The sequence below is a fragment of the Streptomyces sp. NPDC104313 genome (assembly GCF_055583985.1).
The window spans coordinates 95,556-118,726 of the sequence record NZ_JBVJMW010000014.1 but is presented as its reverse complement, the minus strand read 5'-3'; the positions used below and the strand labels follow the sequence as shown (position 1 = coordinate 118,726).

Genomic DNA, 23,171 nt, shown 5'->3' with positions numbered 1-23,171 from the left:
CACTGCGCCAGATCATGGTGCAGAACCACCACCGCGACGCCGCAGGACACCTGCGCCGGCGCACCGACGAGGACGGCGGGCCCGGGCTGCCGCCTTCGTCCAGGGCGATCGTCTCTCGCTACGACACCTCGGCCCGCTGCGCACGTCACGGACACATCGTCAGCTGGAAGGGATTCTCCGCTCACCTGACAGAGACATGTGATCCCGACAGCCCCAACGTGATCACGGACGTGGCCACCACTGAGGCCACCACGCACGACAGTAGGGCTCAGCCCGGCATCCACACCCGCCTGCGCCGCCGCGGCCTGCTGCCCGCCGAGCACCTGGTCGACAGCGGCTACACCTGCCTGGTCCACCCCGAACAAGCCGCCCGGGACCACCAGGTCACCGTCACCGGTCCGCTGCCGGGACACCCCACCCGGCAGTATCGCCTCGCCGGCGGCTTCGCCCGCGACTACTTCCACATCGACTACGACCGCCACCGGCTGACCTGCCCCCAGGGCCAGGTCAGCCGGGGCCGGCACGCCCCTTACCCGACATCCTCGCCCACCGCTCCACCCCTGATCGTGGCGAGATCAGCAAGAGCCAGTGCCGGCCCCGCACCGCCCGCCCGGAGTTCGAGCACCTGGTCCGCGACCGGCTCGGAGCGATGGTCGCGTCCCAGGTCCCCAGGAGCGGTTGCACCTGATCTGCGTCGCCGATGACTTCACCCCTCTGATCTCCTTGTGCCACGCGGACTTGGGTCACCGGGCGCCTGCGTAGCGGAGGAGTTCGACATCGTCCTGGTCCAGGAAGAGGGCATGCGGGCCATATTCCGTTGGCGGGGCGAAGACGCGGTTCCCGCGGGTTTCGCCCCTTGGGAGGACTCTGTGGCCTGCCGGTCGAGCCTGTAGGCCTCTCTGAAGTCCCGTTCAGCCAGCAGGGGCAGGACTTCGATGGTGTGATCGAGGTCTTGCGGCACGAGCTGCCGAGCGGACTTCGCCGTGTGTTCGCAGCCTTCGCCGAGTGCGACCCCTTTCCGATGACGGTGCCGTTGGTGGCGCCGGCGCGTGGACCGGGAACGCTGTTCAGGACGCGGCAACCGGTCCGCACCCGGGGGAGCTCGGAAGCAGAAGAGCTTCAGAGGCTTGACCTCGGTCGGAACTCCGGGCGAGAGGCTGAGTACTGCCGGGTTCAACTATGGCTCCAGAAGAGTGGTTTCGGCATTCGGCAAGGCGATTCTGCTCGGCAGGCAACGCGACAGCAGTAATAGTTCTTGCTGTCCACTACCTGTTACGCCTTCTTTGAGAGGGAGAGCTCATGTTTCGTCGCATCGCGATCACCGTGGCAACCGTCGCGGCCGCAGGATTCGTTGCTGTCGCCCCCGCGGCCGCCAACGACTGGGAGGGCGGCAAGGTCGGAGCCGGATACCAGTCCGTCGAGGGCCACCGCGCGAGTGCGGAATTCCTGAACGTCGGCGGCCCGCACGGCATCACCTACGCCAACGAGAACAGGGAGCACTTCAAGGCGGAGCGCGGCTACTTCTACGCCCAGTACTTCCACGGCCGCTAGAACACACGTGCAGGGCCCGCCCTTCGGGGGCGGGCCCTGCACACGTTTGTGCGGCGCTGCCTCCGGAAGGGTGCCGCCGGTCACCGTGGGGCGGCCGGTCACCGTGGGGCGGCCGGTCTGCAAGAGGGACCTGGGACTCCTGTCGGACGGCCTGCTTTCTGTGTGCCGCACCGGTGGAGACGGGGCCGATCATCTGTCCGGTGATCTGGCCAGCTACGACGAGGTGTTGGGCCGGGAGGGCTTCGACGCCTTGCCGCGGTGCGGTATCGGGGGTCCGGTCGGTGTCCAGGATCGGGGCCTTCAGCCGGTCGTCGAACTCCGACGCCTCGGACGGCCCGCAGGACCTCGAAGGCCAGCGGATCTCGCCAACGCCCCGCCCCACCCCGGGAGGTGGACCGTTCCGCCGGCCGAACGGGGCGACATTATGCTGACGGCATGGTCGACTCCTTGCCCTCCGAGGCCGTGGCCGCCGCAGGCCGGTGGCGGCCGGGAGCCGGGCGCGTCGGCTCCGCCGTACGCCGCACCCTCGTGGAATCGCTGTACCTCCTGACCGCGCCGGTGACCGCCGTCCTCGGACTGCTGGTGGTGGCGGGCGGCCTGTGCGCCGGTACGGTCGGCTCCCTGCTACCGGGTTCGGAGCCCGCCGCGAGCCGTGCCGTGGCGATCGCACGGCTCCCCGGCGACCTGGAGCGGTGGCGCATCGGCAAGGTGCGGGCCTCCTCCCAACGGGAGCCGGCCGCCGGTCGGCACCCGAGGCAGAAGGAGACGGCGGACCCCGCCGGCCCGTGGCTCGACTTGGCCCACGCGGTCCTCGTGCTTCCCATCGTCCTGATCACCTCGCTGGTGACCGTGCTGTGGTGGTTCGTGGGACTCGCGACCGCCACCTATCCGCTGCGCAACGACATCACCCCCGGTGCGCTGCACCCCATGACCCTGTACGCGGGCAGCGACCATTCCCACGTCGCCCTCAGCCTGGGGCTGACAGCGCCATCCGAGCGGCTCGTCCTCGCGCTCACGGTCGCCGCGCTGTTCCTGCTCACCCTGCCGCTCGTCACCCGGGCCGGCGTCACCGCGCAGACCGGTCTCGGGCACGCGCTGCTGAGCAGCAAGTCAGCGCTGCACCGCAGGATCAGCGGACTCGAGCAGGAGCGGGACACCGCCCGGGCGCAGGTCGTCGCGGCGGTGACGGCGGAGGCCGCGGCGCTGCGGAGGCTCGAACGCGACATCCACGACGGACCGCAACAACAGCTCGTGCGGCTGGCAATGGAACTGGGCCGCGCCCAGCACCACTTCGACAGCAGGCCGGAACTCGTCCGGGACGCACTGGCCGACGCGGTCGTGCGGACCCAGGAGGCGCTGGACGAGTTACGTGCCCTCTCGCGCGGGATCGCCCCGCCGATCCTCGTCGACCGAGGACTGTGCGAGGCGCTCGGCTCCCTGTGCGCGCGCAGCGCCGTGCCCGCCGAGCTGGACGTCGGCCCGCTGGCCGAACGGCCCGCCGCCGCCGTGGAGACGGCCGCGTACTTCGTGGTCGCAGAGGCGCTCACGAATGTGGCCAAGCACAGCCACGCCCTGCGCTGCACCGTCGGGGCGCGGCGCGCCGGACAGACCCTGCGCGTCTGGGTCACCGACGACGGAGTGGGCGGCGCGGCCCTGGCCAAGGGGCACGGACTGAGGGGGCTCGCCGACCGAGTGCACGCTGCCGGTGGGCGGCTGCGCGTCCTGAGTCCCGAGGACGGACCGACGACGATCACGGCGGAGCTGCCATGGAGCTGACCCGGAGCGGCATCGTGCCCGGTGGCCCGTCGTCCCCCGGCCACCGGGAACCGCTGCGGATCGTGGTCGCCGACGACGCGGTCCTGCTTCGCGAGGGCCTCGTCCGTCTGCTCGCCGAGGACGGCCACCAGGTGGTCGCGGCCGTCGGGGACGGACCGGCCCTGGTGGAAGCGGTCCTCACCCACCGCCCGGACGTTTCGGTCGTCGACGTACGGATGCCGCCGACCCACACCGACGAGGGTCTGCGCGCGGCGATCACCGCCCGTGACCGCATCCCCGGCACCCCTACGCTGGTGCTCAGCCAGTACGTGGAGGTGTCCTACGCCGCCGACCTGCTCGCGGACGGGTCCGGTGCCGTCGGCTATCTGCTGAAGGACCGGGTCGCCAAGGTCGAGGAGTTCCTTGACGCCCTCGCGCGCGTCGCCGCCGGCGCGACCGTGCTTGATCCGCAGGTCGTCGCCCAGATGCTGGCCCGGCACCGCGGGGGCGACCCGCTGGGTGCGCTGACCGTACGAGAACGGCAGTTGCTGGCCCAGATGGCCGAGGGCCATTCCAACTCCGCCATCGCCCGGCGGCTGGTGCTCTCGAACAGCGCGGTGGAGAAGCACATCGGCAACGTCTTCGCCAAGCTCGGCCTGCCGCCCGACGACGCCCAGCACCGCCGGGTCCTCGCGGTCCTCGCCTATCTCAACGCCTGACAGCGGCGACGGAGCGTCGACATGCTCCGACGCACAGCGCACCCGTACTCACAGCCCCCCGATCACCACGCGCCTTCGAAGAAGGCGAGGAGACCTGGCGCGGGGTCGGCCGCGGTGCCCACGTTCGCCACGGAGACCACGGCAAAGGCCAGCGCCAGCCCGCCGGCGACAAGGCCGAGTGACCCGAACGCGCGCCGTGCGCGTCTGTCGGACGTCCAGGCCGTCGCGGAGTTCGAGGACCCGGCCGACCGGGCGGACGTCGCGAGCCCCACGGACTCCGCGAGCTCTACGGACCGCACGGACTGCACGGGTTTCGTGAACCGTCTCCAGGCCCTCGCGCTCACCCCGGCCAGGGTGGCCGCCACTATCGCGGCGGCCACCGCTATCACCGCGTGGTACCGGGAGAAGTCGTCGAGCATGAACCGGAGCGGGGGAGGGTACTGGGCGCCCGCACCCGGCCGGTCGGCCAACTGCCCTCTGATGTCGGCGAAGGCGTCGGCGAGTTCTCCGTGGGGCGCCTTGATCGGCAGCATCGGCAGCAGCGAGGAGAAGGGCGCGATGGCTCCCTGGACGTTGGCCATGACGGCGGCCATCGACACGAGCACGAGCGTGGTGACGAGTGTCCCGGCCGATGCGAGCGCGACCCGGCCCCGCAGCGCGAGCCCGCCGGCCCGCTGGAACGCCTTCCAGAGGAGAAGCCCCAGGGCGCCGAGCGTGATCAGCAGCAGCGCGGCTGTCACGGCCTTGACGACGTGGAAATGGAACCAGTAGTCGACCGCTCTGTCCAGTTCCGGCGGAAAGGTCCGGTGGCCGGAGTTCCAGTATGCGAGGAACGAAGCGGAGAAGCGGTCGGCCAGATCGCGCCGCTCGCCGTCACCCCCGGTCGACATAACCGTCGCCAAGGGTTCGGGGACGAAGAGGAAGACGAGGAGGAGGGCCACGGAGAGAACGGTGAGCGCCCTGCCCGTGCGAGGGAGAAGGCCCACGGCTCGACCGGGACCGCGCGTGCGGCCGGTGGTGACGGAACGTGATGTTGGGGTCATATGGCGACTCTTTCGCGCCGGGCCACCCTCCGTCACTGCGGTCCACCGCACACCCGGGGTGTGGCAGGCCACACCCCGGCGTACACGGGGCTGTTCACGGACTGCGGGGAGAAGCCGGTGGCCGCGTGCTGAGCCTTCTCCCATCACGCTGAAGCGTGATGAAGGTGTGCCTCGTGCATGAGCCGATCTCCGGACAGGTGCAGGAGCGCATCCGGCACTCGGTCGCCGCCTTCGCGTTCCCGGTGGGACCGCGCTTACGGCCGAACCACACCTTCGTGTACTCCTCGAGGCGCAACTCGCCGAGGGGTTCCAGCCGTTGGGCGATGGTCCTCGGCGTGGTCCTGCGAGCTTCGTACAGTTCGGTCGGACGCTCTACGGCAGCGTCCTGGGTGGGGAAGCCGACTCCTCGGCCTGGTTGCCCCAGGTGTTGCGGAAGCGGATCGCGTAGAGGCGCGGGCAGTCTGAGGGCCTGCGGCACTCGCGGGGCTTGATGAAACCGCCCCTACCTCGCGCAATTTTGTTCGACATGATCGGGATGGTTCCTTCTTCAGGCTGGTCACAACCGCTGAATCCGGCGCTGACCTGCGGCTATTGCTGACCTCTCGCTGACTCGCTGACCAGCGGCAGACGCCTGACCTGCATAAACCCCGAAGCGGTGCTGTAACAGCCTGATCACGTGATGGCATCGGGAAGCTCAGCCCGTCAATTCGGCACCCGTGATCGTGCCATCATCGAGCATCGATCCACCAGTGGAGTCCGAGTTGGGAGGGCGCGTGGCGATGGAGGCCGGCCCTCGCGACACGGAGCAGCGCGACACAGAGCACGACGTGCCGTCACCGCGGGAGACCGCTGGACGGCTGAGCCCTGACGGGCCCGACGAACTGGACGTGACCCCCGAGGTCGAGGTCGAGCTGCGGCCCACCCGCAAGCTGCGGATCTGGCAGCTCGCGCCCATCGTCGTGCTGGCCGCGGTCGGCTCGCTGATGTTCGCCTTCCCCCTCGCCTTCGAGATCGGCGACGGCGGCGCCATCGTCGCCATGCTGGGGCTCCTGATCAGCTGCTGCGCGGCCGGCTGGGGCATGATGGCCGCCCGCCGCGTCGGGCACACCTGGCCGGGCCTGCCCTCCCGCGGTTCCGGCGACCGCCCCGACTGGCGGGTGATCGCGCTGTACGTGGCCACCGGTGCCGCTCTGGTCGCCCTCGCCGTCTGGCGCGTCGCCCGGCTGCGCTGACGGCCGCGGGCCCGGCGCCGGGGCCCCGGCGCCGGTCACGGACCGGCCACCGGGTCCGCTCGTGCGGGTTGTCGGCGCCGCCTCGTACAGTTGGCATGTGAGCACCTCGCAGATCGCCTTCCTCAAGGGTCACGGCACCGAGAACGACTTCGTGATCGTCCCGGACCCGGACAACGCCCTCGCGCTGCCCGCCACCGTCGTCGCCCGGCTCTGCGACCGCCGGGCCGGTATCGGCGGGGACGGCCTGCTGCACGTCGTGCGGTCCGCCGCACACCCCGAGGCGCGGTCCATGGCGGACACGGCCGAATGGTTCATGGACTACCGCAACGCGGACGGTTCGATCGCCGAGATGTGCGGCAACGGCGTGCGTGTATTCGCCCGCTACCTCCAGCGCGCCGGCCTCGTCGAGGAGGGCGACCTCATCGTCGCCACCCGGGGAGGCCCCAAGCACGTACACCTCGCCAAGAACGGCGACATCACGGTCTCCATGGGCCGCGCCCTGCTGCCCGGAGAGACTGTCACGGTCAGCGTCGGCGACCGTAGCTGGCCCGCCCGCAACGTCAACATGGGCAACCCGCACGCGGTCGCCTTCGTCGACGACCTCGACCACGCCGGCGACCTGCTCACTGCCCCGCCCGTCAGCCCCGGGGCCGCCTATCCCGAGGGTGTCAACGTCGAGTTCGTCGTCGACCGGGGCCCGCGCCACGTCGGCATGCGCGTCCACGAGCGGGGCTCCGGCGAGACCCGCTCCTGCGGCACCGGCGCCTGCGCGGTCGCCGTCGCCACCGCCCGCCGGGACGGCGCCGCCCCCGCCGTGACCGGCCTCCCCGTCACCTACCGGGTGGACCTCCCCGGCGGCTCCCTCCTCATCACCGAGCACCCCGACGGTGCGATCGACATGACCGGACCCGCGGTGATCGTCGCCGAGGGCGTCATCGACCCTGCCTGGCTCGAAACCTCCTGAGGAATGGCTCGCTCGAAACGATGACCGGCCCGAGCATCGCTCGAATGGGTGATCCGTTTCACGCTGGGCGAGAGCTGGACTGCGCCACGTGGTGGGGTCGATAGCATCAAGCACCGGCCCCGAGGGGCATCCGCTCCTCCCCAGCGCCGGTCGACGTCGCCGGAGGTGCCCATGAGTGCAGAGGCCGCCGATCCGGGCGCTCCCCTTCGCAGACGGAGCCGCCCCCGGATCGATCTGCGCAGACTGGGCCGGGTGGCTCTGCTCGGCCCGGTCTCCCGCGACCGGCTGCCCGACGCCATCGGACATGTCGCCGAGGCGCACCGTGCCCACCACCCCGACGCCGACCTGACCATCCTGCGCCGGGCCTACGTCCTCGCGGAGTCCTCGCACCGCGGCCAGACGCGCAAGAGCGGCGAGCCGTACATCACGCATCCGCTGGCCGTCACCCTGATCCTCGCGGAACTCGGCGCCGAGACCACCACCCTCACCGCCTCCCTGCTCCACGACACCGTCGAGGACACGGAGGTGACGCTCGACCAGGTACGCGATCAGTTCGGCGACGAGGTCTGCTATCTCGTCGACGGCGTCACCAAGCTGGAGAAGGTCGACTACGGGGCCGCCGCCGAACCGGAGACCTTCCGTAAGATGCTCGTCGCCACCGGCAACGACGTGCGGGTCATGTCGATCAAGCTGGCGGACCGGTTGCACAACATGCGCACCCTCGGCGTGATGCGCCCCGAGAAACAGGCCAGGATCGCCAAGGTCACCCGGGACGTCCTCATCCCGCTCGCCGAACGGCTCGGCGTGCAGGCGCTCAAGACCGAGCTGGAGGACCTGGTCTTCGCGATCCTGCACCCCGAGGAGTACGAGCACACCCGTGCCCTGATCGCCGCCGCGGCAGGCCCGGACGCCCCCCTCGACACCATCGCCGACAACGTACGGGGCACCCTGCGCGACGCGGGAATCAGCGCCGAAGTCCTCATCAGACCCCGCCACTTCGTCTCCGTGAACAGGGTCCGCGGGAAACGCGGCGAACTGCGCGGCACCGACTTCGGGCGGCTGCTCGTCCTGGTCGGCGAGGACGCCGACTGCTACGCCGTCCTCGGCGAGCTGCACACCTGCTTCACCCCGGTGATCTCGGAGTTCAAGGACTTCATCGCCGCCCCCAAGTTCAACCTGTACCAGTCGCTGCACACCGCGGTCGTCGGCCCCGAGGGCGCGGTCGCCGAAGTCCTCATCCGTACGCACCGGATGCACAAGGTCGCCGAGGCGGGCGTCGTCGCGCTGGGCAACCCGTACGCCCAGGACGCCGCCGCCCCGCAGACCGAGCCGTCCGACGAGCGCGCCGACCCGACCCGGCCCGGTTGGCTCTCCCGGCTGCTGGACTGGCAGGAGTCCGCCACCGACCCCGACACCTTCTGGACCACCCTGCGCGACGACCTCGCCCAGGACCGCGAGATCACCGTGTTCCGCACCGACGGCGGCACCCTCGGCCTGCCCGCCGGGGCCAGCTGCGTCGACGCCGCCTACGCGCAGTACGGCGACCGGGCGCATACGTCCATCGGGGCCCGGGTCAACGGCCGCCTCGCCACTTTGAGCACCGTCCTCAGCGACGGCGACACCGTGCAACTGCTGCTCGCCCAGGACACCGCGTCCGGTCCCTCGCCCGACTGGCTCGACCACACGCGCACCCCCGCCGCCCGGATCGCGATCACCGGCTGGCTCACCGACCACCCCGACGAGGCGAAGCCCGACCCGGAGACCGCGGACCCGGGTGGACCCGGCCCGGCCGAGCACGCCGCCCCGGAACGCGGCGCGCAGGCCACCGCACCGGCGCGCGCCCGGTCCGGCCCCCGAGCCACCGGCGTCGTCGTCGACGGGCCGGACGCGCCGGTGCGCCTCGCCGGCTGCTGTACGCCGGTGCCCCCCGACGAGCTGACCGGTTTCGTCGTCCGTGGCGGCGCCGTCACCGTGCACCGCCGTCAGTGCCCCGCCGTGGCCGCCATGCAGGACATCGGCCGCGCCCCGGTCGGGGCCCGCTGGGCCGACGCGGAGGGCCGGGAGTCCGACGCGGGCTGCCGGGTCACCCTGGTCGCCGAGTCCTTCGGCCGCCCCCGGCTCCTGGCCGACCTCACCGAAGCCATCGCCACCGCCGAGGCGGCGATCGTCTCCGCCACCGTGGAACCGCCCAGCGAGCAGCGCGTCCGCCACACCTACACCCTCCAACTCCCCGACGCCGCAGGCCTTCCCGCCCTGATGCGCGCCATGCGCGAGGTTCCCGGGGTCTACGACGTCAGCCGCGCCCAGCATCCGGCTCCGGCCGGCTGAGCCGCCCCGGAAGCGCCCCGGCCCGAGGGGGGCGAGTACCGGAAGCGGCCGGGCCCGAGGCGGCGCGTCCCGACCCGCTGAACCGCGCCTCCCACGCGTGGCGCGTTCTCATTCGAGTGGTGCGGCGCGCGGCTCCCCGGCCGGGCGGCGATGCGCTGATAGCGGTAGTCCATGCCGCTCCTCACCCGCCGCCTGCGCGCCGCCCTGCTGGCAACCGCCTCGGCCACCCTCGTCGCCGCAGCCTTGCCCGCCCCCGAGCCCCTGGGCATCGGCGACCGGCTCTTCCCCGAGCTGGGCAACCCCGGATACGACGTCCTCGCGTACGACATCGCCTTCACGTACCACGGCGGCAACACCAAGCCCCTGGACGCCGTCACGAAGATCAGGGCCCGCACCACCGCCCCGCTGGACCGGATCAACCTCGACTTCGCCCGGGGCGCCGTCCACGGAGTGAAGGTCAACGGACTGGCCGCCGATTTCGGCAGCAAGAACGAGGACCTGGTCGTCCAGGTCCCCCGCCGCCTCCCGGCGGGCGTACCGCTGAACATCACCGTCCGGCACACCAGTGACCCGAGCGGATCCGGGGACGACGGTGGCTGGGTCCGTACCGCCGACGGTCTCGCCATGGCCAACCAGGCCGACGCCGCCCACCGGGTCTTTCCCGGCAACGACCACCCGTCCGACAAGGCGTACTTCACGTTCCGGATCACCGCCCCCGAGAAGCTGACGGCGGTCGCGGCCGGGCTGCCCGCCGGGAAGACCCGGCACGGGGCCACGACCACCTGGACGTACCGCACCGAGCACCCCATGGCGACCGAACTGGCCCAGGTCTCCATCGGCAGCTCCGCCGTACTGCACCGCACCGGCCCGCACGGACTGCCGGTGCGCGATGTCGTCCCGGCCGCCGACCGGAAGAAGCTGGAGCCCTGGCTGAGGAAGACCCCGGCCCAGCTGGAGTGGATGGAGGCGCGGGTCGGCCGCTACCCCTTCGAGACGTACGGGGTGCTTGTCGCCGACAGCCCCATCGGCTTCGCCCTGGAAACCCAGACGCTGTCGCTGTTCGGGAAGTCCTTTTTCACCGAGCCCGGCTACCCGCGGTGGTACGTCGAATCGGTGATGATCCACGAGCTGGCCCACCAGTGGTTCGGCGACAGCGTCTCGCCCGCGAGCTGGTCCGACCTGTGGCTCAACGAAGGACACGCCAGTTGGTACGAGGCCCGGTACGCCGAGGAGAAGGGCGGCGGGACGCTGGAGCGGCGGATGCGTGAGGCGTACAAGCTCTCGGACGGCTGGCGCGCGGACGGCGGTCCTCCGGCGCACCCGGACTCCCCGGCCCCGGGGCAGAAGCTCAGCCTGTTCCGGCCGGTCATGTACGACGGCAGCGCGCTGGTGCTCTACGCCCTGCGCCAGGAGATCGGCGAGGCGGCCTTCGACCGGCTTGAGCGCACCTGGGTCCGGGTGCACCGGGACTCCACCGCGACCACCGCGGACTTCACCCGGCTGGCCTCCGGCATCGTCGGCCGGGACCTGACCGACTTCTTCGACGGCTGGCTGTACGGGAGGAAGACCCCGCCGATGCCCGGACACCCCGACTGGAGCAGTACGAAACCCGCGTGACGGCTCCGGTGGGGCCGTGCCACTATCGACGGGTCGGCGCGGCGGACCGCACCGGAGTTCCCGGCAGGGAATCATCCGGGAAGGTCACACGTTGTGACTGACGTAAAGACATCTATCGACGTAAGGATCCAATGACCTCCTCTTCTTCCCTTCCCCAGGACGCGCGGGACGCGCAGAGCGCCACGGAGAACACCACCGAGAGCCTCACCGAGAGCCTTCGGGCCGACGCCCTGATGGAAGAGGACGTCGCCTGGAGCCAGGAGATCGACGGAGCGCGGGACGGCGATCAGCTGGACCGCTCCGAGCGTGCCGCGCTGCGACGCGTGGCCGGTCTCTCCACGGAGCTCGAGGACGTCACCGAGGTCGAGTACCGCCAGCTGCGCCTGGAGCGCGTGGTGCTGGTGGGCGTCTGGACCTCGGGGACGGTGCGCGACGCGGAGATCTCCCTCGCGGAGCTGGCCGCACTCGCCGAGACGGCGGGAGCGCAGGTGCTGGACGCGGTGTACCAGCGGCGCGACAAGCCGGACCCGGCCACCTACATCGGCTCGGGCAAGGCGCTGGAGCTGCGTGACATGGTGCTCGAATCCGGCGCGGACACGGTGGTCTGCGACGGTGAGCTGAGCCCCGGCCAGCTGATCCACCTGGAAGACGTCGTCAAGGTGAAGGTGGTCGACCGGACCGCCCTGATCCTCGACATCTTCGCCCAGCACGCCAAGTCCCGTGAGGGCAAGGCACAGGTCTCGCTGGCCCAGATGCAGTACATGCTGCCGCGACTGCGCGGCTGGGGTCAGTCGCTCTCCCGTCAGATGGGCGGCGGCGGCTCCAGCGGCGGTGGCGGCATGGCCACCCGTGGTCCCGGTGAGACCAAGATCGAGACGGACCGGCGACGGATCCGCGAGAAGATGGCGAAGATGCGCCGGGAGATCGCGGAGATGAAGACCGGCCGCGAGATCAAGCGGCAGGAGCGCAAGCGCAACAAGGTGCCGTCCGTCGCCATCGCCGGATACACCAACGCGGGCAAGTCCTCGCTCCTCAACCGTCTGACCGGGGCCGGTGTCCTGGTGGAGAACTCCCTGTTCGCCACCCTGGACCCGACCGTCCGCCGGGCCGAGACGCCGAGTGGCCGCATCTACACCCTGGCCGACACCGTCGGATTCGTCCGGCATCTGCCGCACCACCTCGTCGAGGCGTTCCGCTCCACCATGGAGGAGGTCGGCGAGTCCGATCTCATCCTCCACGTGGTGGACGGCTCCCACCCGGTGCCGGAGGAGCAGCTCGCCGCGGTGCGCGAGGTGATCCGGGACGTCGGCGCGGTGAACGTACGCGAGATCGTCGTGATCAACAAGGCGGACGCGGCGGACCCGTTGGTCCTCCAGCGGCTGCTGCGCAACGAGAAGCACGCCATCACGGTCTCGGCCAGGACCGGCGCCGGAATCGACGAGCTGCTCGCGCTCATCGACGCCGAGCTGCCCCGGCCGTCCGTCGAGATCGAGGTGCTCGTGCCGTACATCCAGGGGGCTCTGGTCTCCCGGGTGCACGCCGAGGGCGAGGTGCTCTCCGAGGAGCACACCGCCGAGGGCACCCTGCTCAAGGCCCAGGTCCACGAGGAGCTGGCCGCGGAGCTCGGGACCTTCGTCCCCGCCGCACACTGACGGCCGCGGGACCGCGCGACAACCGAAGGCCCGGTCCCCAACTCCTAGAGTTGGGGACCGGGCCTTCGGCGTACGGTCACCGGCCGGGTTCACCGGCCGGGTTCACCGGCCGGTGAACCTGTCGCTCATCACCGTGAAGGTGCGTCGGGCATCGCCATCGAGCCGGGCGTCGAAGGAGACCGGCGGCGCGTCGCCCACCATCTCCTCCCACGACTTCGTGCCGCTCGAAGGCTTCAGGTGCGGGATCGCGCAGTCGCACGGCGCGCCCGCTCCTCCCGTCGGGCCGCCTCCGGAGGTCCACTCACCGCAGGACGCGGCCCAGTAGGTGCCGTAGGGCGATCTCCTGCGGCTGCGCGGTCCGCAGTTGCGCAGCGTTCCCGCCTTGGTCGTTGTGCGAGGGAACGAAGACGATGTCGCGGTACCCAGAGATTCCCCTGAACGCCTGAGTCATACGGTTGTGCGCGTGCGCGAGCGCGAGCGCGGTCGTGCGCGTGCGCGCATTGAGTCATGCGCTTGTCGTGAAGGATTCCGGGGCCTGCCGCAGATCGACCGCGGCCCCCGGCCGGCGACTGCCGTACCGGGGGCCGCGGACGATATCTCGTGCGGGGGATCGTCGCCGAAGACCGGGGCCTACTGGCCCGCGTACTTCTCGCTCACCGTACGGTAGATGCCCTCGGCCTCCTTGCCGAGCCGGGGCCCGGCCAGCCAGCCCGCGGTGACCGGGCCGATGGAGGTGTTCGAGACCAGGGCGGGCTTGCCGTCCTGGCCCGCCGCGACCCAGCCGCCGCCGGAGGAACCGCCGGTCATCGTGCAGCCGATGCGGTACATCGTGGGCTGTTCCTGGAAGACGGAGAGCCGGCCCGGCTCGTCCTCGCACTGGAGCAGCTTCTGACCGTCGAACGGCGGCGCGGCCGGGTAGCCCGTGGCCGTCATGCCGGCGATCTCCGGCACGGCGGGAGCGTTGAACTCGACCGGCAGCGCCGAACCGACCGTCTCCTCCAGCGACTTGCCGCCCGCGCCCTTCTCCGGCGTCACGTGCAGCACCGCGAAGTCGTACGGGGCGCCTTGGCCGCCGACGGCCGCGCCCTCGGCGATCCACTGCTCGGAGGTCTGGGCCCACTGGCCCCACCACACACCGTAGGGAGCGATCTTCTCCTTGGGTGCGCTCTCCAGCTCGGCCGGCGGCAGGCCGCCGTTGTTGTACGCGGGGACGAAGGCGATGTTGCGGTACCAGCCGCCCTTCTTGCCCGCGTGCACACAGTGCCCGGCCGTCCACACCATATTGGACTTTCCGGGGTTCGCCGGGTCCTTCACCACGGTCGCGGAACAGACCATCGAGCCCTGCGGGCCGTCGAAGAGCAGCTTCCCGGACTCCGGGGCGTTGTCGTGGTACGGCGTCGCGACACCGGCGGCCCGGACCGGGGCCGGCGTCGGGTCCGTCACGCCGTCGTCACCCGAGATGTCGTTCTCGACCGGATTCTCCGGGGGCTTGTCGGCCTCCCGCATCCGGTCCGGGTCCCACAGACCGTCGATGATCGGGTTGACGAAGTCCTTGGCCTCACGCAGCCACTTGTCCTTGTCCCAGTTCTTCCACTCCCCGTCCCGCCACTTGTCGGGGTCGATACCGTGGTCCTTGAGCCGGTTCTTCAGGTCGTCAGGAATGGTGACCTTGCCGTCGGACGACTGGTCGGCCGAGGCGCTGGGCGTACCGCCCGCGTTGTCCTCCTCCGGACCGCACGCGGTGGCGGTGAGCGCCAGCACCGCGGCGACGGCGAGCGCGGTGGAGGGCATGCGCCGTGCGCGCCTCCCGCGCCGTGCGGTATCGGTCGGGCGAATGGGTCGCATGTCGTGATCCCCCTGGGACTTCGTCACTCGGTACTCGTACTGCGCTGCGGACACTTCGGGTGCCGGAGCAGATACTTCCGCGCCGCTGTGCGGCCCCCACTATGCCGGTGCCGATGGTGACGGTACGCGGCAGGTCCGCGGTTCCGTCGCCGCGAGGATGTTCCGATCTACCCGTGATCCATCGCGGACGGCGTCGTTGGTACGTACGGGGGACACCATGACAGCGTTCACGCCTTTGCTCCGTCCGCGCGAGAACGTGCTGACGTGCAACGCGACTGCTACCGCAGGAGGATCAAGAGCCGTGTCCGTGACCGAGCCCGCTCCGGTGGCACCGCCCTCCGCGCACGAGGGCATTCTCCGTCGCCAGTCCCTGCGAGAATCGGCGGCCCGCACCTACGCGCGGTCCCTGCCGATCGTCCCGGTGCGCGCCCGCGGACTCACCATCGAGGGTGCGGACGGACGCCGCTACCTCGACTGTCTGTCGGGCGCCGGCACACTGGCCCTCGGACACAACCACCCCGTCGTGCTCGAAGCGATCCGGAAGGTCATCGACTCCGGTGCACCCCTGCATGTGCTGGACCTCGCCACCCCGGTCAAGGACGCCTTCACCACCGAGCTGTTCGCCACCCTGCCGCGGGAGTTCGCCGACAACGCGCGCATCCAGTTCTGCGGCCCCGCCGGTACGGACGCCGTCGAGGCCGCGTTCAAACTGGTCCGTACCGCGACCGGGCGCACCGGCCTGCTGACCTTCACCGGCGCCTACCACGGCATGACCACCGGGGCCCTGGAGGCCTCCGGCGGCGCGACCGACGTACGGGTGACCCGGCTGCCCTTCCCGCAGGACTACCGCTGCCCGTTCGGGACCGGCGGCGAGCGTGGCGCCGCGCTCGCCGCCCGCTGGACCGAACACCTGCTGGACGACCGCAAGGGCGGGGTTCCGGCCCCCGCGGGAATGATCGTGGAGCCGGTCCAGGGCGAGGGCGGTGTCAATCCCGCCCCCGACCCCTGGCTGCGCCGTATGCGCCGGATCACCGAGGACCGCTCCATCCCCCTCATCGCCGACGAGGTGCAGACCGGGGTCGGCAGGACCGGCGCCTTCTGGGCCGTCGAGCACAGCGGCATCGTCCCCGACGTCATGGTCCTCTCCAAGGCGATCGGCGGATCCCTGCCCCTCGCCGTGATCGTCTACCGCGCTGAACTGGATCTTTGGCGGCCGGGCGCCCACGCGGGTACGTTTCGTGGCAACCAGCTCGCCATGGCGGCGGGCACGGCCACGCTCGCGTACGTCAGGGAGAATCAACTGGCGGACCGCGCGGCGGTCCTGGGGGCCCGGATGCTCGCACGTCTGACAGAGCTGCGGGCACACCACCCGGGAATCGGTGACGTACGGGGGCGTGGACTGATGATCGGCCTGGAGCTGGTGGATCCCGAGCGCGTGCCCCTGCCCGCCGAAGCCGGCGACGACCACCCCGCCCCGCCGCCCGACCCGGCCCTGGCCCTCGCCGTCCAGCAGGAATGTCTGCGGCGCGGCCTCATCGTCGAACTGGGCGGCCGCCACGACGCCGTGGTCCGCCTCCTGCCGCCCCTCACCATCACCGACGAGCAGGCGACTGCCGTCGTCGACCGTCTCGCCGACGCGCTGGCAGCAGCGACACGCTCCCCGCTCCGTCGGACCACCGCCGGGCCGACCACCTGAGCCCGGAATCCCCCCAAGGAAGAACGCCGTGAACCCCACCCACGCGTCCGAGGCCGACGGCCACGGCACCCCCCAGCACCGAGGGCAGGACGGACCGGCCGCCCCCGGCACGGTCGAGGCGGTGACCGTGCCCCGCCAGAAATCCGCGCACCACGGCGACCCGAACCCCCCTTCGTACGGGTCGGGTTCAGGATCCGAGGCGGCCACGGACCAGGGGAGGCCCGACGCGCTCGACGACCCGGACCCGCTGCGGGCCGCCGACGCGGCGGGCACGGAGAGCCTCCTGCGGTGCTGGACCCGGGAGAGCGACCTGCCCCGCCCCGACGGCGACACCCTGCGCATCGCCTTCCCCGCCAGCGGCACCGCCCTGCTCGTCCCCGTGCGCTACTGGTCCGCCACCGGGGCCCACCGCTTCGGCGCCCCCGCCCTGGAGAGCGCCCCGACCGGCGCCCCGCCCGCCGACGCCGCCACCGTCGCCGTCCTCATCGGCCGCGAGGGCGGCGAGAGTGGCGCGGGCGATCTGGTCGCCCGGGTCGCCGACTCCGTACGCCACACCGCCGGCTTCATCGACCAGCGGCGGCGCAGCCCGGCGGACCCCGCCGAGGCCGACCTCTTCCTCACCGCCGAACAGTCCCTGCTGCTCGGCCATCCCCTCCACCCCACGCCCAAGAGCCGCGAAGGCCTCTCCGAGTCGGAGTCCCGCCGCTATTCGCCCGAGCTCCACGGGTCCTTCCCGCTCCACTGGTTCGCCGTCCACCGGTCGCTGATCGCCACCGACTCCGCCTGGACCGAGGGCGGTCCGGCCACCGCCGACGAGCTGCTCGCCCCGCACGCCGAAGGGCTGAGCCTGCCCCCCGGCACCGTCGCCGTTCCCGTACACCCCTGGCAGGCCGCCGACCTGCTCCACCGCCCCCAGGTCGGTGCCCTCGCCGGTAGCGGTCTGCTCCACGACCTCGGCCCCCACGGCGAGCACTGGCACCCCACCTCCTCCATCCGCACCGTGCACCGGCCCGGGGCACGGGTGATGCTCAAGCTCTCCCTCGGCGTACGCATCACCAACTCCCGCCGCGAGAACCTCCGCAAGGAACTGCACCGGGGAGTCGAGGTCCACCGCCTCCTGTCGACCGGACTCGCCGAACGCTGGCAGCGGGAGCACCCCGGCTTCGACATCGTCCGGGACCCCGCCTGGCTCGCGGTCGACGACCTCGAGGGCGCACCTGTCATGGGGCTCGACGTCATGCTCCGCCACAACCCCTTCGGCCCGGGCGACGACGCCGCCTGCATCGCGGGACTCACCGCCCAGCGCCCCCGGCCCGGCCGGCCCGGCATGCGCTCCCGGCTCGCCGAGGTCGTCTCGGGCCTGGCCGCCCGCACCGGCCGAGGAACCAACGCCGTATCCACCGAATGGTTCCGCCGCTATCTGCACCACGTCGTGCGTCCCGTCCTCTGGCTCGACGCCCACGGCGGAGTCGCCCTCGAAGCCCACCAGCAGAACACTCTCGTCCTCCTCGACCCGGACGGCTGGCCCGTCGGCGGACGCTACCGGGACAACCAGGGCTACTACTTCCGCGACTCCCGCCGCGCCGAGCTCGAACGGCTGCTCCCCGGCATCGGCGCCGTCAGCGACACCTTCGTCTCCGACCCGGTTACCGACGAGCGGTTCGCCTACTACCTCGGCATCAACAACATCCTCGGCCTGATCGGGGCGTTCGGCGCCCAGCGCCTGGCCGACGAGCAGGAACTCCTCACCGTCCTGCGCCGATTCCTCACCGAGACCGCGGAACTGGGCTCACCGCTGCCCGCGTACCTCCTGGACAACCGCCAACTGCGCTGCAAGGCAAACCTGCTGACCCGGCTCCACGGCCTCGACGAGCTGGTCGGACCGGTCGACACCCAGTCCGTGTACGTCACCATCGCCAACCCGTTGCACAGCTGAGCACCACCCGCCCCCGGCAGACTCCGACCGCACCCGCTCCTACGATGCCCACCGACCGCACCCGGTCCAGAGAGGAGAGCGCCACCGTGCCTCCCGCCGAACCCCCAGCGGAACCCGACGCCGTACCGGCCGACCACGGCCCCGCCGAACGGTCCGGCAGCCGCGTGGACGGGAGCGCCGGCGTCGAGGACACCCTCGACCTGGAGCTCACCGAGGAGCTCCTCGCCCTGATCGCCGAGGAGCGAAGCGCCGGGGCGGCCCGGCCCCGGGTCACCCACGAGCTGCTGGGAGACCCGGGGGCCTGGCCGCCCGCGACCACGGCGGCGGGAGAGTTCGCCCTCGTCCCCGTCCGGCCGGAGCGTGATCTCGCCGTCGTCAGCCGCTGGATGAACGACCCCGCCGTGGCGGCCTTCTGGGAGCTCGCCGGACCCGAGGCCGTCACCGCCGACCACCTCAGGCCCCAGCTCGAAGGGGACGGACGCAGCATCCCCTGCCTGGGCGTGCTCGACGGCACACCCATGAGCTACTGGGAGATCTACCGCGCCGACCTCGACCCCCTGGCCCGCCACTACCCCGCCCGCCCCCACGACACCGGCGTCCATCTCCTCATCGGCGGCGTGAACAACCGGGGCCGGGGCGTGGGCACCACCCTGCTCCGCGCCGTCTCCGACCTCGTCCTGGACAACCTTCCGCGCTGCGGGCGGGTCGTCGCCGAGCCGGACCTGCGCAACACCCCATCCGTATCCGCGTTCCTCAGCGCCGGCTTCCGCTTCTCCGCCGAAGTGGATCTCCCCGACAAACGCGCCGCGCTGATGATCCGCGACCGAACGCACCGAGCCCAGCTGTGACTTACTCGCCGCACTTTCCACACCGCTCGAACCTCATAGGTTCCATCCGGAGGAGTCCCCGTGCCGATATATCCCGCGAGCCGTGAATCAGCCGATTCCCCGCAGCTGTTCAGCCCTCCGGAGCTGAACCGGCAGATCTGGGACCGGGCCGCCGCACGGCTCCTCGCCAAGATGCTCGGCGAGTTCGCCTACGAGAAGATCATCGAGCCCGTCCCGGAGCCCGGGACCGCCGGACGCCACCGGCTGACCCTCGACGACGGAGGAGCGCTCGCCTTCACGGCCCGGCGCGGCGTCTACGGCAGCTGGCGCGTCGATCCGGACTCGATCGAGGTCACGGCGGGGCTCCCGGCCGCCCATGCCAACGGCTCACCCACCGCCGCGAGCGCCGAGGCGCGGTCCACCGGCTCGTCCTCCGGCTCCCGGCCGTTCCGCGACCCGCTGACGTTCCTCACCCGGGCCCGGGGCCTCCTCGGGCTCGACGGCACGACGTTGGGCCACCTCATCCGCGAGCTGACCCTGACCCTGTCCGCCGACGCCCGGCTCGACCACACCGCGCTCACCGCGGACCGGCTCGCCGCACTGGACTACGCGGAGCTGGAGGGCCATCAGACCGGCCACCCCTGGCTGGTGGCGAGCAAGGGGCGGCTCGGCTTCTCCGCCGCCGACGCGGCCCGCTTCACCCCCGAGACCCGCAGCCCGCTCCGGCTGCCGTGGATCGCGGTCAGCACCCGCATCGCGCAGTACCGGGGCGTGGGCCGCCTCACCACCCCCGATCAGCTGTACGCCGGGGAGCTGGACCCGAGCGTCCGGGACGGCTTCGGCGAGGTGCTGCGGGCCCGGGGGCACGACCCGCGGGACTACCTCTACCTCCCCGTACACCCCTGGCAGTGGGACGAGTGGATCGTGCCGCTCTTCGCCCCGGCCATCGCCGACGGCGACATCGTTGCCCTGCACACCGACGGGGACGCCCGCCTCCCGCAGCAGTCCATCCGCACGTTCGCGAACGTGGAACGGCCCGAGCGGCACACCGTGAAACTCCCGCTCTCCATCCTCAACACGCTGGTCTGGCGCGGCCTGCCGACCGAGCGGACCCTCGCCGCCCCCGCGGTCACCGCCTGGGTCCAGGGGCTGTGCGAGGACGACCCGTTCCTGCGCGACACCTGCCGGGTCGTCCTCCTCGGCGAGGTCGCCTCCGTCGCCGTCGAGCACCCGCTGTACGACCACCTCCCCGAAGCGCCGTACCAGTACAAGGAGATCCTCGGCGCGATCTGGCGGGAGCCCCTGCCGCCCCGCCTCGCCCCGGGCGAACGAGCCCGCACGCTGGCCTCGCTCATCCATACGGATCCGGCGGGCCGGGCGTTCACCACGGAACTGGTCGAGCGCTCCGGACTCGCCCCGGAGGCCTGGCTGAAGCGGCTCTTCGGGGCCCTGCTGCCTCCCCTGCTGCACTTTCTCTACCGCTACGGCACCGTCTTCTCCCCGCACGGCGAGAACGCCATCGTCGTGTTCGACGAGAACGACGTGCCCGTACGGCTCGCCATCAAGGACTTCGTCGACGACGTCAACGTCAGCGCCCGCCCGCTGCCGGAACACGCCACCATGCCCGACGAGGTGCGCGCCGTCCTTCTCACCGAGGAGCCGTCCTTCCTCACCCAGTTCATCCACTCCGGCCTCTTCGTGGGCGTCTTCCGCTATCTGTCGCCGCTGTGCGAGGAGCAGCTAGGCGTCTCCGAGGACGCGTTCTGGTCACTCGTCCGAGCGGAGATAGTCCGCCACCACGCCCGCTTCCCGGAGCTGAAGGAGCGGTTCGAACTGTTCGACATGCTCACCCCCGAGATCGAGCGGCTCTGCCTGAACCGCAACCGCCTGCTCGTCGACGGCTACCGGGACCGTGCCAGCCGCCCGCACGCGGCGATCCACGGTACGGTCCCCAACCCGTTGCACCCCTCCGCCCGGGTCCGGGAGTGATCGCCGATGTCAGTGGTGCGCCGTAGGGTGGTCGGGCTATGACGAAGCCATCTCTCCCCGAGCTCCTGCACGCCGCCGTCACCGCCGTCGGCGGTACGGAAAGGCCCGGCCAGGTCACCATGGCCGAGGCCGTCGCCGAGGCCGTCGACGACCAATCCCACCTGCTCGTCCAGGCCGGCACCGGTACGGGCAAGTCGCTCGGCTATCTGGTGCCGGCCCTGGCGCACGGGGAGCGGGTCGTCGTGGCCACGGCCACCCTCGCCCTCCAGCGACAGCTGGTGGAGCGAGACCTTCCGCGTACGGTCGAGTCCCTGCATCCGCTGCTGCGCCGCCGCCCGCAGTTCGCCATGCTCAAGGGGCGGTCGAACTACCTCTGCCTGCACCGGCTGCGTGAAGGGGTTCCGCAGGAAGAGGAGGACGGGCTGTTCGACCAGTTCGAGGCGGCGGCCCCGTCCAGCAAGCTCGGCGAGGACCTGCTGCGGCTGCGGGACTGGTCGGACGAGACGGAGACGGGCGACCGGGATGATCTGACCCCCGGCGTCTCGGACCGGGCATGGGCGCAGATCTCGGTCTCCTCGCGCGAGTGCCTGGGCGCGACGAAGTGTGCGTACGGCGCGGAGTGCTTCGCGGAGGCCGCCCGCGAGCGCGCGAAGCTCGCGGATGTGGTCGTCACCAACCACGCGCTGCTCGCGATCGACGCGATCGAGGGCGCGCCGGTGCTGCCGTCGCACGAGGTGCTGATCGTCGACGAGGCCCATGAACTGGTCTCCCGGGTCACCGGCGTCGCCACCGGTGAGCTCACTCCCACCCAGGTCAACCGCGCGGTCCGCCGGGCGGCGAAGCTGGTCAACGAGAAGGCCGCCGACGCCCTCCAGACCGCTGCCGAGGGCTTCGAGCGGGTCATGGAGCTGGCGCTCCCGGGGCGTCTGGAGGAGGTGCCCGAGGACCTCGGGTACGCGCTGATGGCGCTGCGCGACGCGGCCCGCACGGTGATCTCCGCGATCGGCGCCACCCGGGACAAGTCGGTCGAGGACGAGAACGCCGTCCGCAAGCAGGCCCTGGCCTCGGTCGAGTCGATCCACGGCGTCGCCGAGCGCATCACCCAGGGCTCCGAGTACGACGTCGTCTGGTACGAGCAGCACGACCGGTTCGGAGCCTCCGTCCGGGTCGCCCCGCTCTCCGTCTCCGGGCTGTTGCGCGAGAAGCTCTTCGCCGAGCGGTCCGTGGTGCTGACCTCGGCCACCCTCAAGCTCGGCGGCGATTTCAACGGAGTGGGCGCTTCCCTCGGGCTGGCCCCCGAGGGCACGGCGGGCGAGGACGTCCCGCAGTGGAAGGGGCTGGACGTCGGCTCCCCGTTCGACTACCCGAAGCAGGGCATCCTCTATGTGGCCCGGCATCTGAACACCCCGGGGCGCGAGGGCTCCCGTACGGACATGCTGGACGAGCTCGCCGAGCTGGTGGAGGCGGCCGGCGGCCGCACGCTGGGGCTGTTCTCCTCCATGCGGGGAGCCAAGGCGGCGGCTGAGGAGCTGCGGGGTCGTACGGACAGGCCGGTCCTGCTCCAGGGCGAGGAGACGCTCGGCGAGCTGATCAAGAACTTCGCCGCCGACCCGGAGACCTGCCTCTTCGGCACCCTGTCGCTCTGGCAGGGCGTGGACGTCCCGGGGCCGAGCTGTCAGCTGGTGGTCATGGACCGGATTCCGTTCCCCCGGCCGGACGATCCGCTGATGAGCGCACGGCAGAAGGCGGTCGAGGAGGCGGGCGGCAACGGCTTCATGGCGGTGGCGGCGACGCACGCCGCTCTGCTGATGGCCCAGGGCGCGGGCAGGCTGGTCCGGGCCACGGGCGACAGGGGTGTCGTCGCCGTGCTGGACCCGAGGCTCGCGAACGCACGGTACGGAAGCTATCTGCGCGCCTCGTTGCCGGACTTCTGGTACACCACCGACCGGAACCAGGCGCGCCGCTCACTGTCCGCCATCGACGCACGGGCCAAGGCGGACGGGGCCTGATCCGGCCG

Annotated in this window: 17 protein-coding genes; 14 read left to right on the top strand and 3 right to left on the bottom strand. The window is 71.6% G+C overall.

Annotated elements, in window-relative coordinates; translation table 11 throughout:
* Positions 1-14: 14 nt before the first annotated feature.
* The 4 genes from ACZ60Q_RS28305 (at position 15) to ACZ60Q_RS28290 (ending at position 4,025) form a co-directional block, all read left to right on the top strand.
* Positions 15-704, top strand: coding sequence for a hypothetical protein (locus ACZ60Q_RS28305; RefSeq protein WP_469640160.1), 690 nt, complete (start codon positions 15-17; stop codon positions 702-704).
* A gap of 595 nt (positions 705-1,299) precedes the next feature.
* Positions 1,300-1,551 (top strand): hypothetical protein, encoded by a 252-nt coding sequence (locus tag ACZ60Q_RS28300; protein WP_469640158.1) that lies wholly within the window; start codon positions 1,300-1,302, stop codon positions 1,549-1,551.
* 435 nt (positions 1,552-1,986) lie between these two features.
* A complete protein-coding gene (locus ACZ60Q_RS28295; protein ID WP_469640156.1) occupies positions 1,987-3,327 on the top strand; it encodes a sensor histidine kinase in 1,341 nt (446 codons plus the stop codon).
* Between the two features lie 53 nt (positions 3,328-3,380).
* Positions 3,381-4,025, top strand: coding sequence for a response regulator (locus ACZ60Q_RS28290; protein WP_469640266.1), 645 nt, complete (start codon positions 3,381-3,383; stop codon positions 4,023-4,025).
* A 62-nt stretch (positions 4,026-4,087) separates the two neighbouring features.
* Here the strand turns inward: ACZ60Q_RS28290 and ACZ60Q_RS28285 are convergent, their stop codons facing one another.
* Entirely contained in the window at positions 4,088-5,011 is a 924-nt protein-coding gene (locus ACZ60Q_RS28285; protein ID WP_469640155.1) for a hypothetical protein, read from the bottom strand.
* Positions 5,012-5,440: 429 nt separating this feature from the next.
* Complete coding sequence (locus tag ACZ60Q_RS28280) at positions 5,441-5,596, bottom strand: hypothetical protein (protein WP_469640153.1); 156 nt, start codon at positions 5,594-5,596, stop codon at positions 5,441-5,443.
* A 251-nt stretch (positions 5,597-5,847) separates the two neighbouring features.
* Between ACZ60Q_RS28280 and ACZ60Q_RS28275 the strand changes: the two genes are divergently transcribed.
* From ACZ60Q_RS28275 to hflX, 5 genes are all read left to right on the top strand, one after another.
* Entirely contained in the window at positions 5,848-6,300 is a 453-nt protein-coding gene (locus tag ACZ60Q_RS28275) for a hypothetical protein (protein WP_469640264.1), read from the top strand.
* Between the two features lie 97 nt (positions 6,301-6,397).
* Complete coding sequence (gene dapF / locus ACZ60Q_RS28270; protein ID WP_469640151.1) at positions 6,398-7,264, top strand: diaminopimelate epimerase; 867 nt, start codon at positions 6,398-6,400, stop codon at positions 7,262-7,264.
* A 171-nt stretch (positions 7,265-7,435) separates the two neighbouring features.
* Complete coding sequence (locus ACZ60Q_RS28265; RefSeq protein ID WP_469640149.1) at positions 7,436-9,592, top strand: RelA/SpoT family protein; 2,157 nt, start codon at positions 7,436-7,438, stop codon at positions 9,590-9,592.
* 171 nt (positions 9,593-9,763) lie between these two features.
* Positions 9,764-11,209: a M1 family metallopeptidase gene (locus ACZ60Q_RS28260; RefSeq protein ID WP_469640147.1), complete on the top strand. Its 1,446-nt coding sequence runs from the start codon at positions 9,764-9,766 to the stop codon at positions 11,207-11,209.
* Between the two features lie 131 nt (positions 11,210-11,340).
* Positions 11,341-12,861, top strand: coding sequence for a GTPase HflX (gene hflX, locus ACZ60Q_RS28255; RefSeq protein ID WP_469640145.1), 1,521 nt, complete (start codon positions 11,341-11,343; stop codon positions 12,859-12,861).
* A 630-nt stretch (positions 12,862-13,491) separates the two neighbouring features.
* Here hflX and ACZ60Q_RS28250 read toward each other — a convergent pair.
* A complete protein-coding gene (locus ACZ60Q_RS28250) occupies positions 13,492-14,652 on the bottom strand; it encodes a trypsin-like serine peptidase (RefSeq protein ID WP_469640143.1) in 1,161 nt (386 codons plus the stop codon).
* Between the two features lie 355 nt (positions 14,653-15,007).
* Between ACZ60Q_RS28250 and ACZ60Q_RS28245 the strand changes: the two genes are divergently transcribed.
* The 5 genes from ACZ60Q_RS28245 (at position 15,008) to ACZ60Q_RS28225 (ending at position 23,163) form a co-directional block, all read left to right on the top strand.
* Positions 15,008-16,402 carry a diaminobutyrate--2-oxoglutarate transaminase family protein gene (locus ACZ60Q_RS28245; protein WP_469640141.1) on the top strand — a complete coding sequence of 465 codons (1,395 nt, stop codon included), beginning with the start codon at positions 15,008-15,010 and terminating at the stop codon, positions 16,400-16,402.
* 28 nt (positions 16,403-16,430) lie between these two features.
* Positions 16,431-18,338: an IucA/IucC family protein gene (locus ACZ60Q_RS28240; protein ID WP_469640140.1), complete on the top strand. Its 1,908-nt coding sequence runs from the start codon at positions 16,431-16,433 to the stop codon at positions 18,336-18,338.
* Positions 18,339-18,424: 86 nt separating this feature from the next.
* Positions 18,425-19,186 carry a GNAT family N-acetyltransferase gene (locus ACZ60Q_RS28235; RefSeq protein ID WP_469640262.1) on the top strand — a complete coding sequence of 254 codons (762 nt, stop codon included), beginning with the start codon at positions 18,425-18,427 and terminating at the stop codon, positions 19,184-19,186.
* A gap of 60 nt (positions 19,187-19,246) precedes the next feature.
* Complete coding sequence (locus tag ACZ60Q_RS28230) at positions 19,247-21,154, top strand: IucA/IucC family protein (RefSeq protein ID WP_469640138.1); 1,908 nt, start codon at positions 19,247-19,249, stop codon at positions 21,152-21,154.
* A gap of 38 nt (positions 21,155-21,192) precedes the next feature.
* Positions 21,193-23,163 carry an ATP-dependent DNA helicase gene (locus ACZ60Q_RS28225; protein ID WP_469640136.1) on the top strand — a complete coding sequence of 657 codons (1,971 nt, stop codon included), beginning with the start codon at positions 21,193-21,195 and terminating at the stop codon, positions 23,161-23,163.
* Positions 23,164-23,171 lie beyond the last annotated feature (8 nt).

Coding starts and splice junctions, on each gene's coding strand:
- ACZ60Q_RS28305 (WP_469640160.1), top strand. CDS start 15: ATGGTGCAGAACCACCACCGCGACGCCGCAGGACACCTGCGCCGGCGC.
- ACZ60Q_RS28300 (WP_469640158.1), top strand. CDS start 1,300: ATGTTTCGTCGCATCGCGATCACCGTGGCAACCGTCGCGGCCGCAGGA.
- ACZ60Q_RS28295 (WP_469640156.1), top strand. CDS start 1,987: ATGGTCGACTCCTTGCCCTCCGAGGCCGTGGCCGCCGCAGGCCGGTGG.
- ACZ60Q_RS28280 (WP_469640153.1), bottom strand. CDS start 5,596: ATGTCGAACAAAATTGCGCGAGGTAGGGGCGGTTTCATCAAGCCCCGC.
- ACZ60Q_RS28275 (WP_469640264.1), top strand. CDS start 5,848: ATGGAGGCCGGCCCTCGCGACACGGAGCAGCGCGACACAGAGCACGAC.
- ACZ60Q_RS28265 (WP_469640149.1), top strand. CDS start 7,436: ATGAGTGCAGAGGCCGCCGATCCGGGCGCTCCCCTTCGCAGACGGAGC.
- ACZ60Q_RS28260 (WP_469640147.1), top strand. CDS start 9,764: ATGCCGCTCCTCACCCGCCGCCTGCGCGCCGCCCTGCTGGCAACCGCC.
- hflX (WP_469640145.1), top strand. CDS start 11,341: ATGACCTCCTCTTCTTCCCTTCCCCAGGACGCGCGGGACGCGCAGAGC.
- ACZ60Q_RS28250 (WP_469640143.1), bottom strand. CDS start 14,652: ATGCCCTCCACCGCGCTCGCCGTCGCCGCGGTGCTGGCGCTCACCGCC.
- ACZ60Q_RS28225 (WP_469640136.1), top strand. CDS start 21,193: ATGACGAAGCCATCTCTCCCCGAGCTCCTGCACGCCGCCGTCACCGCC.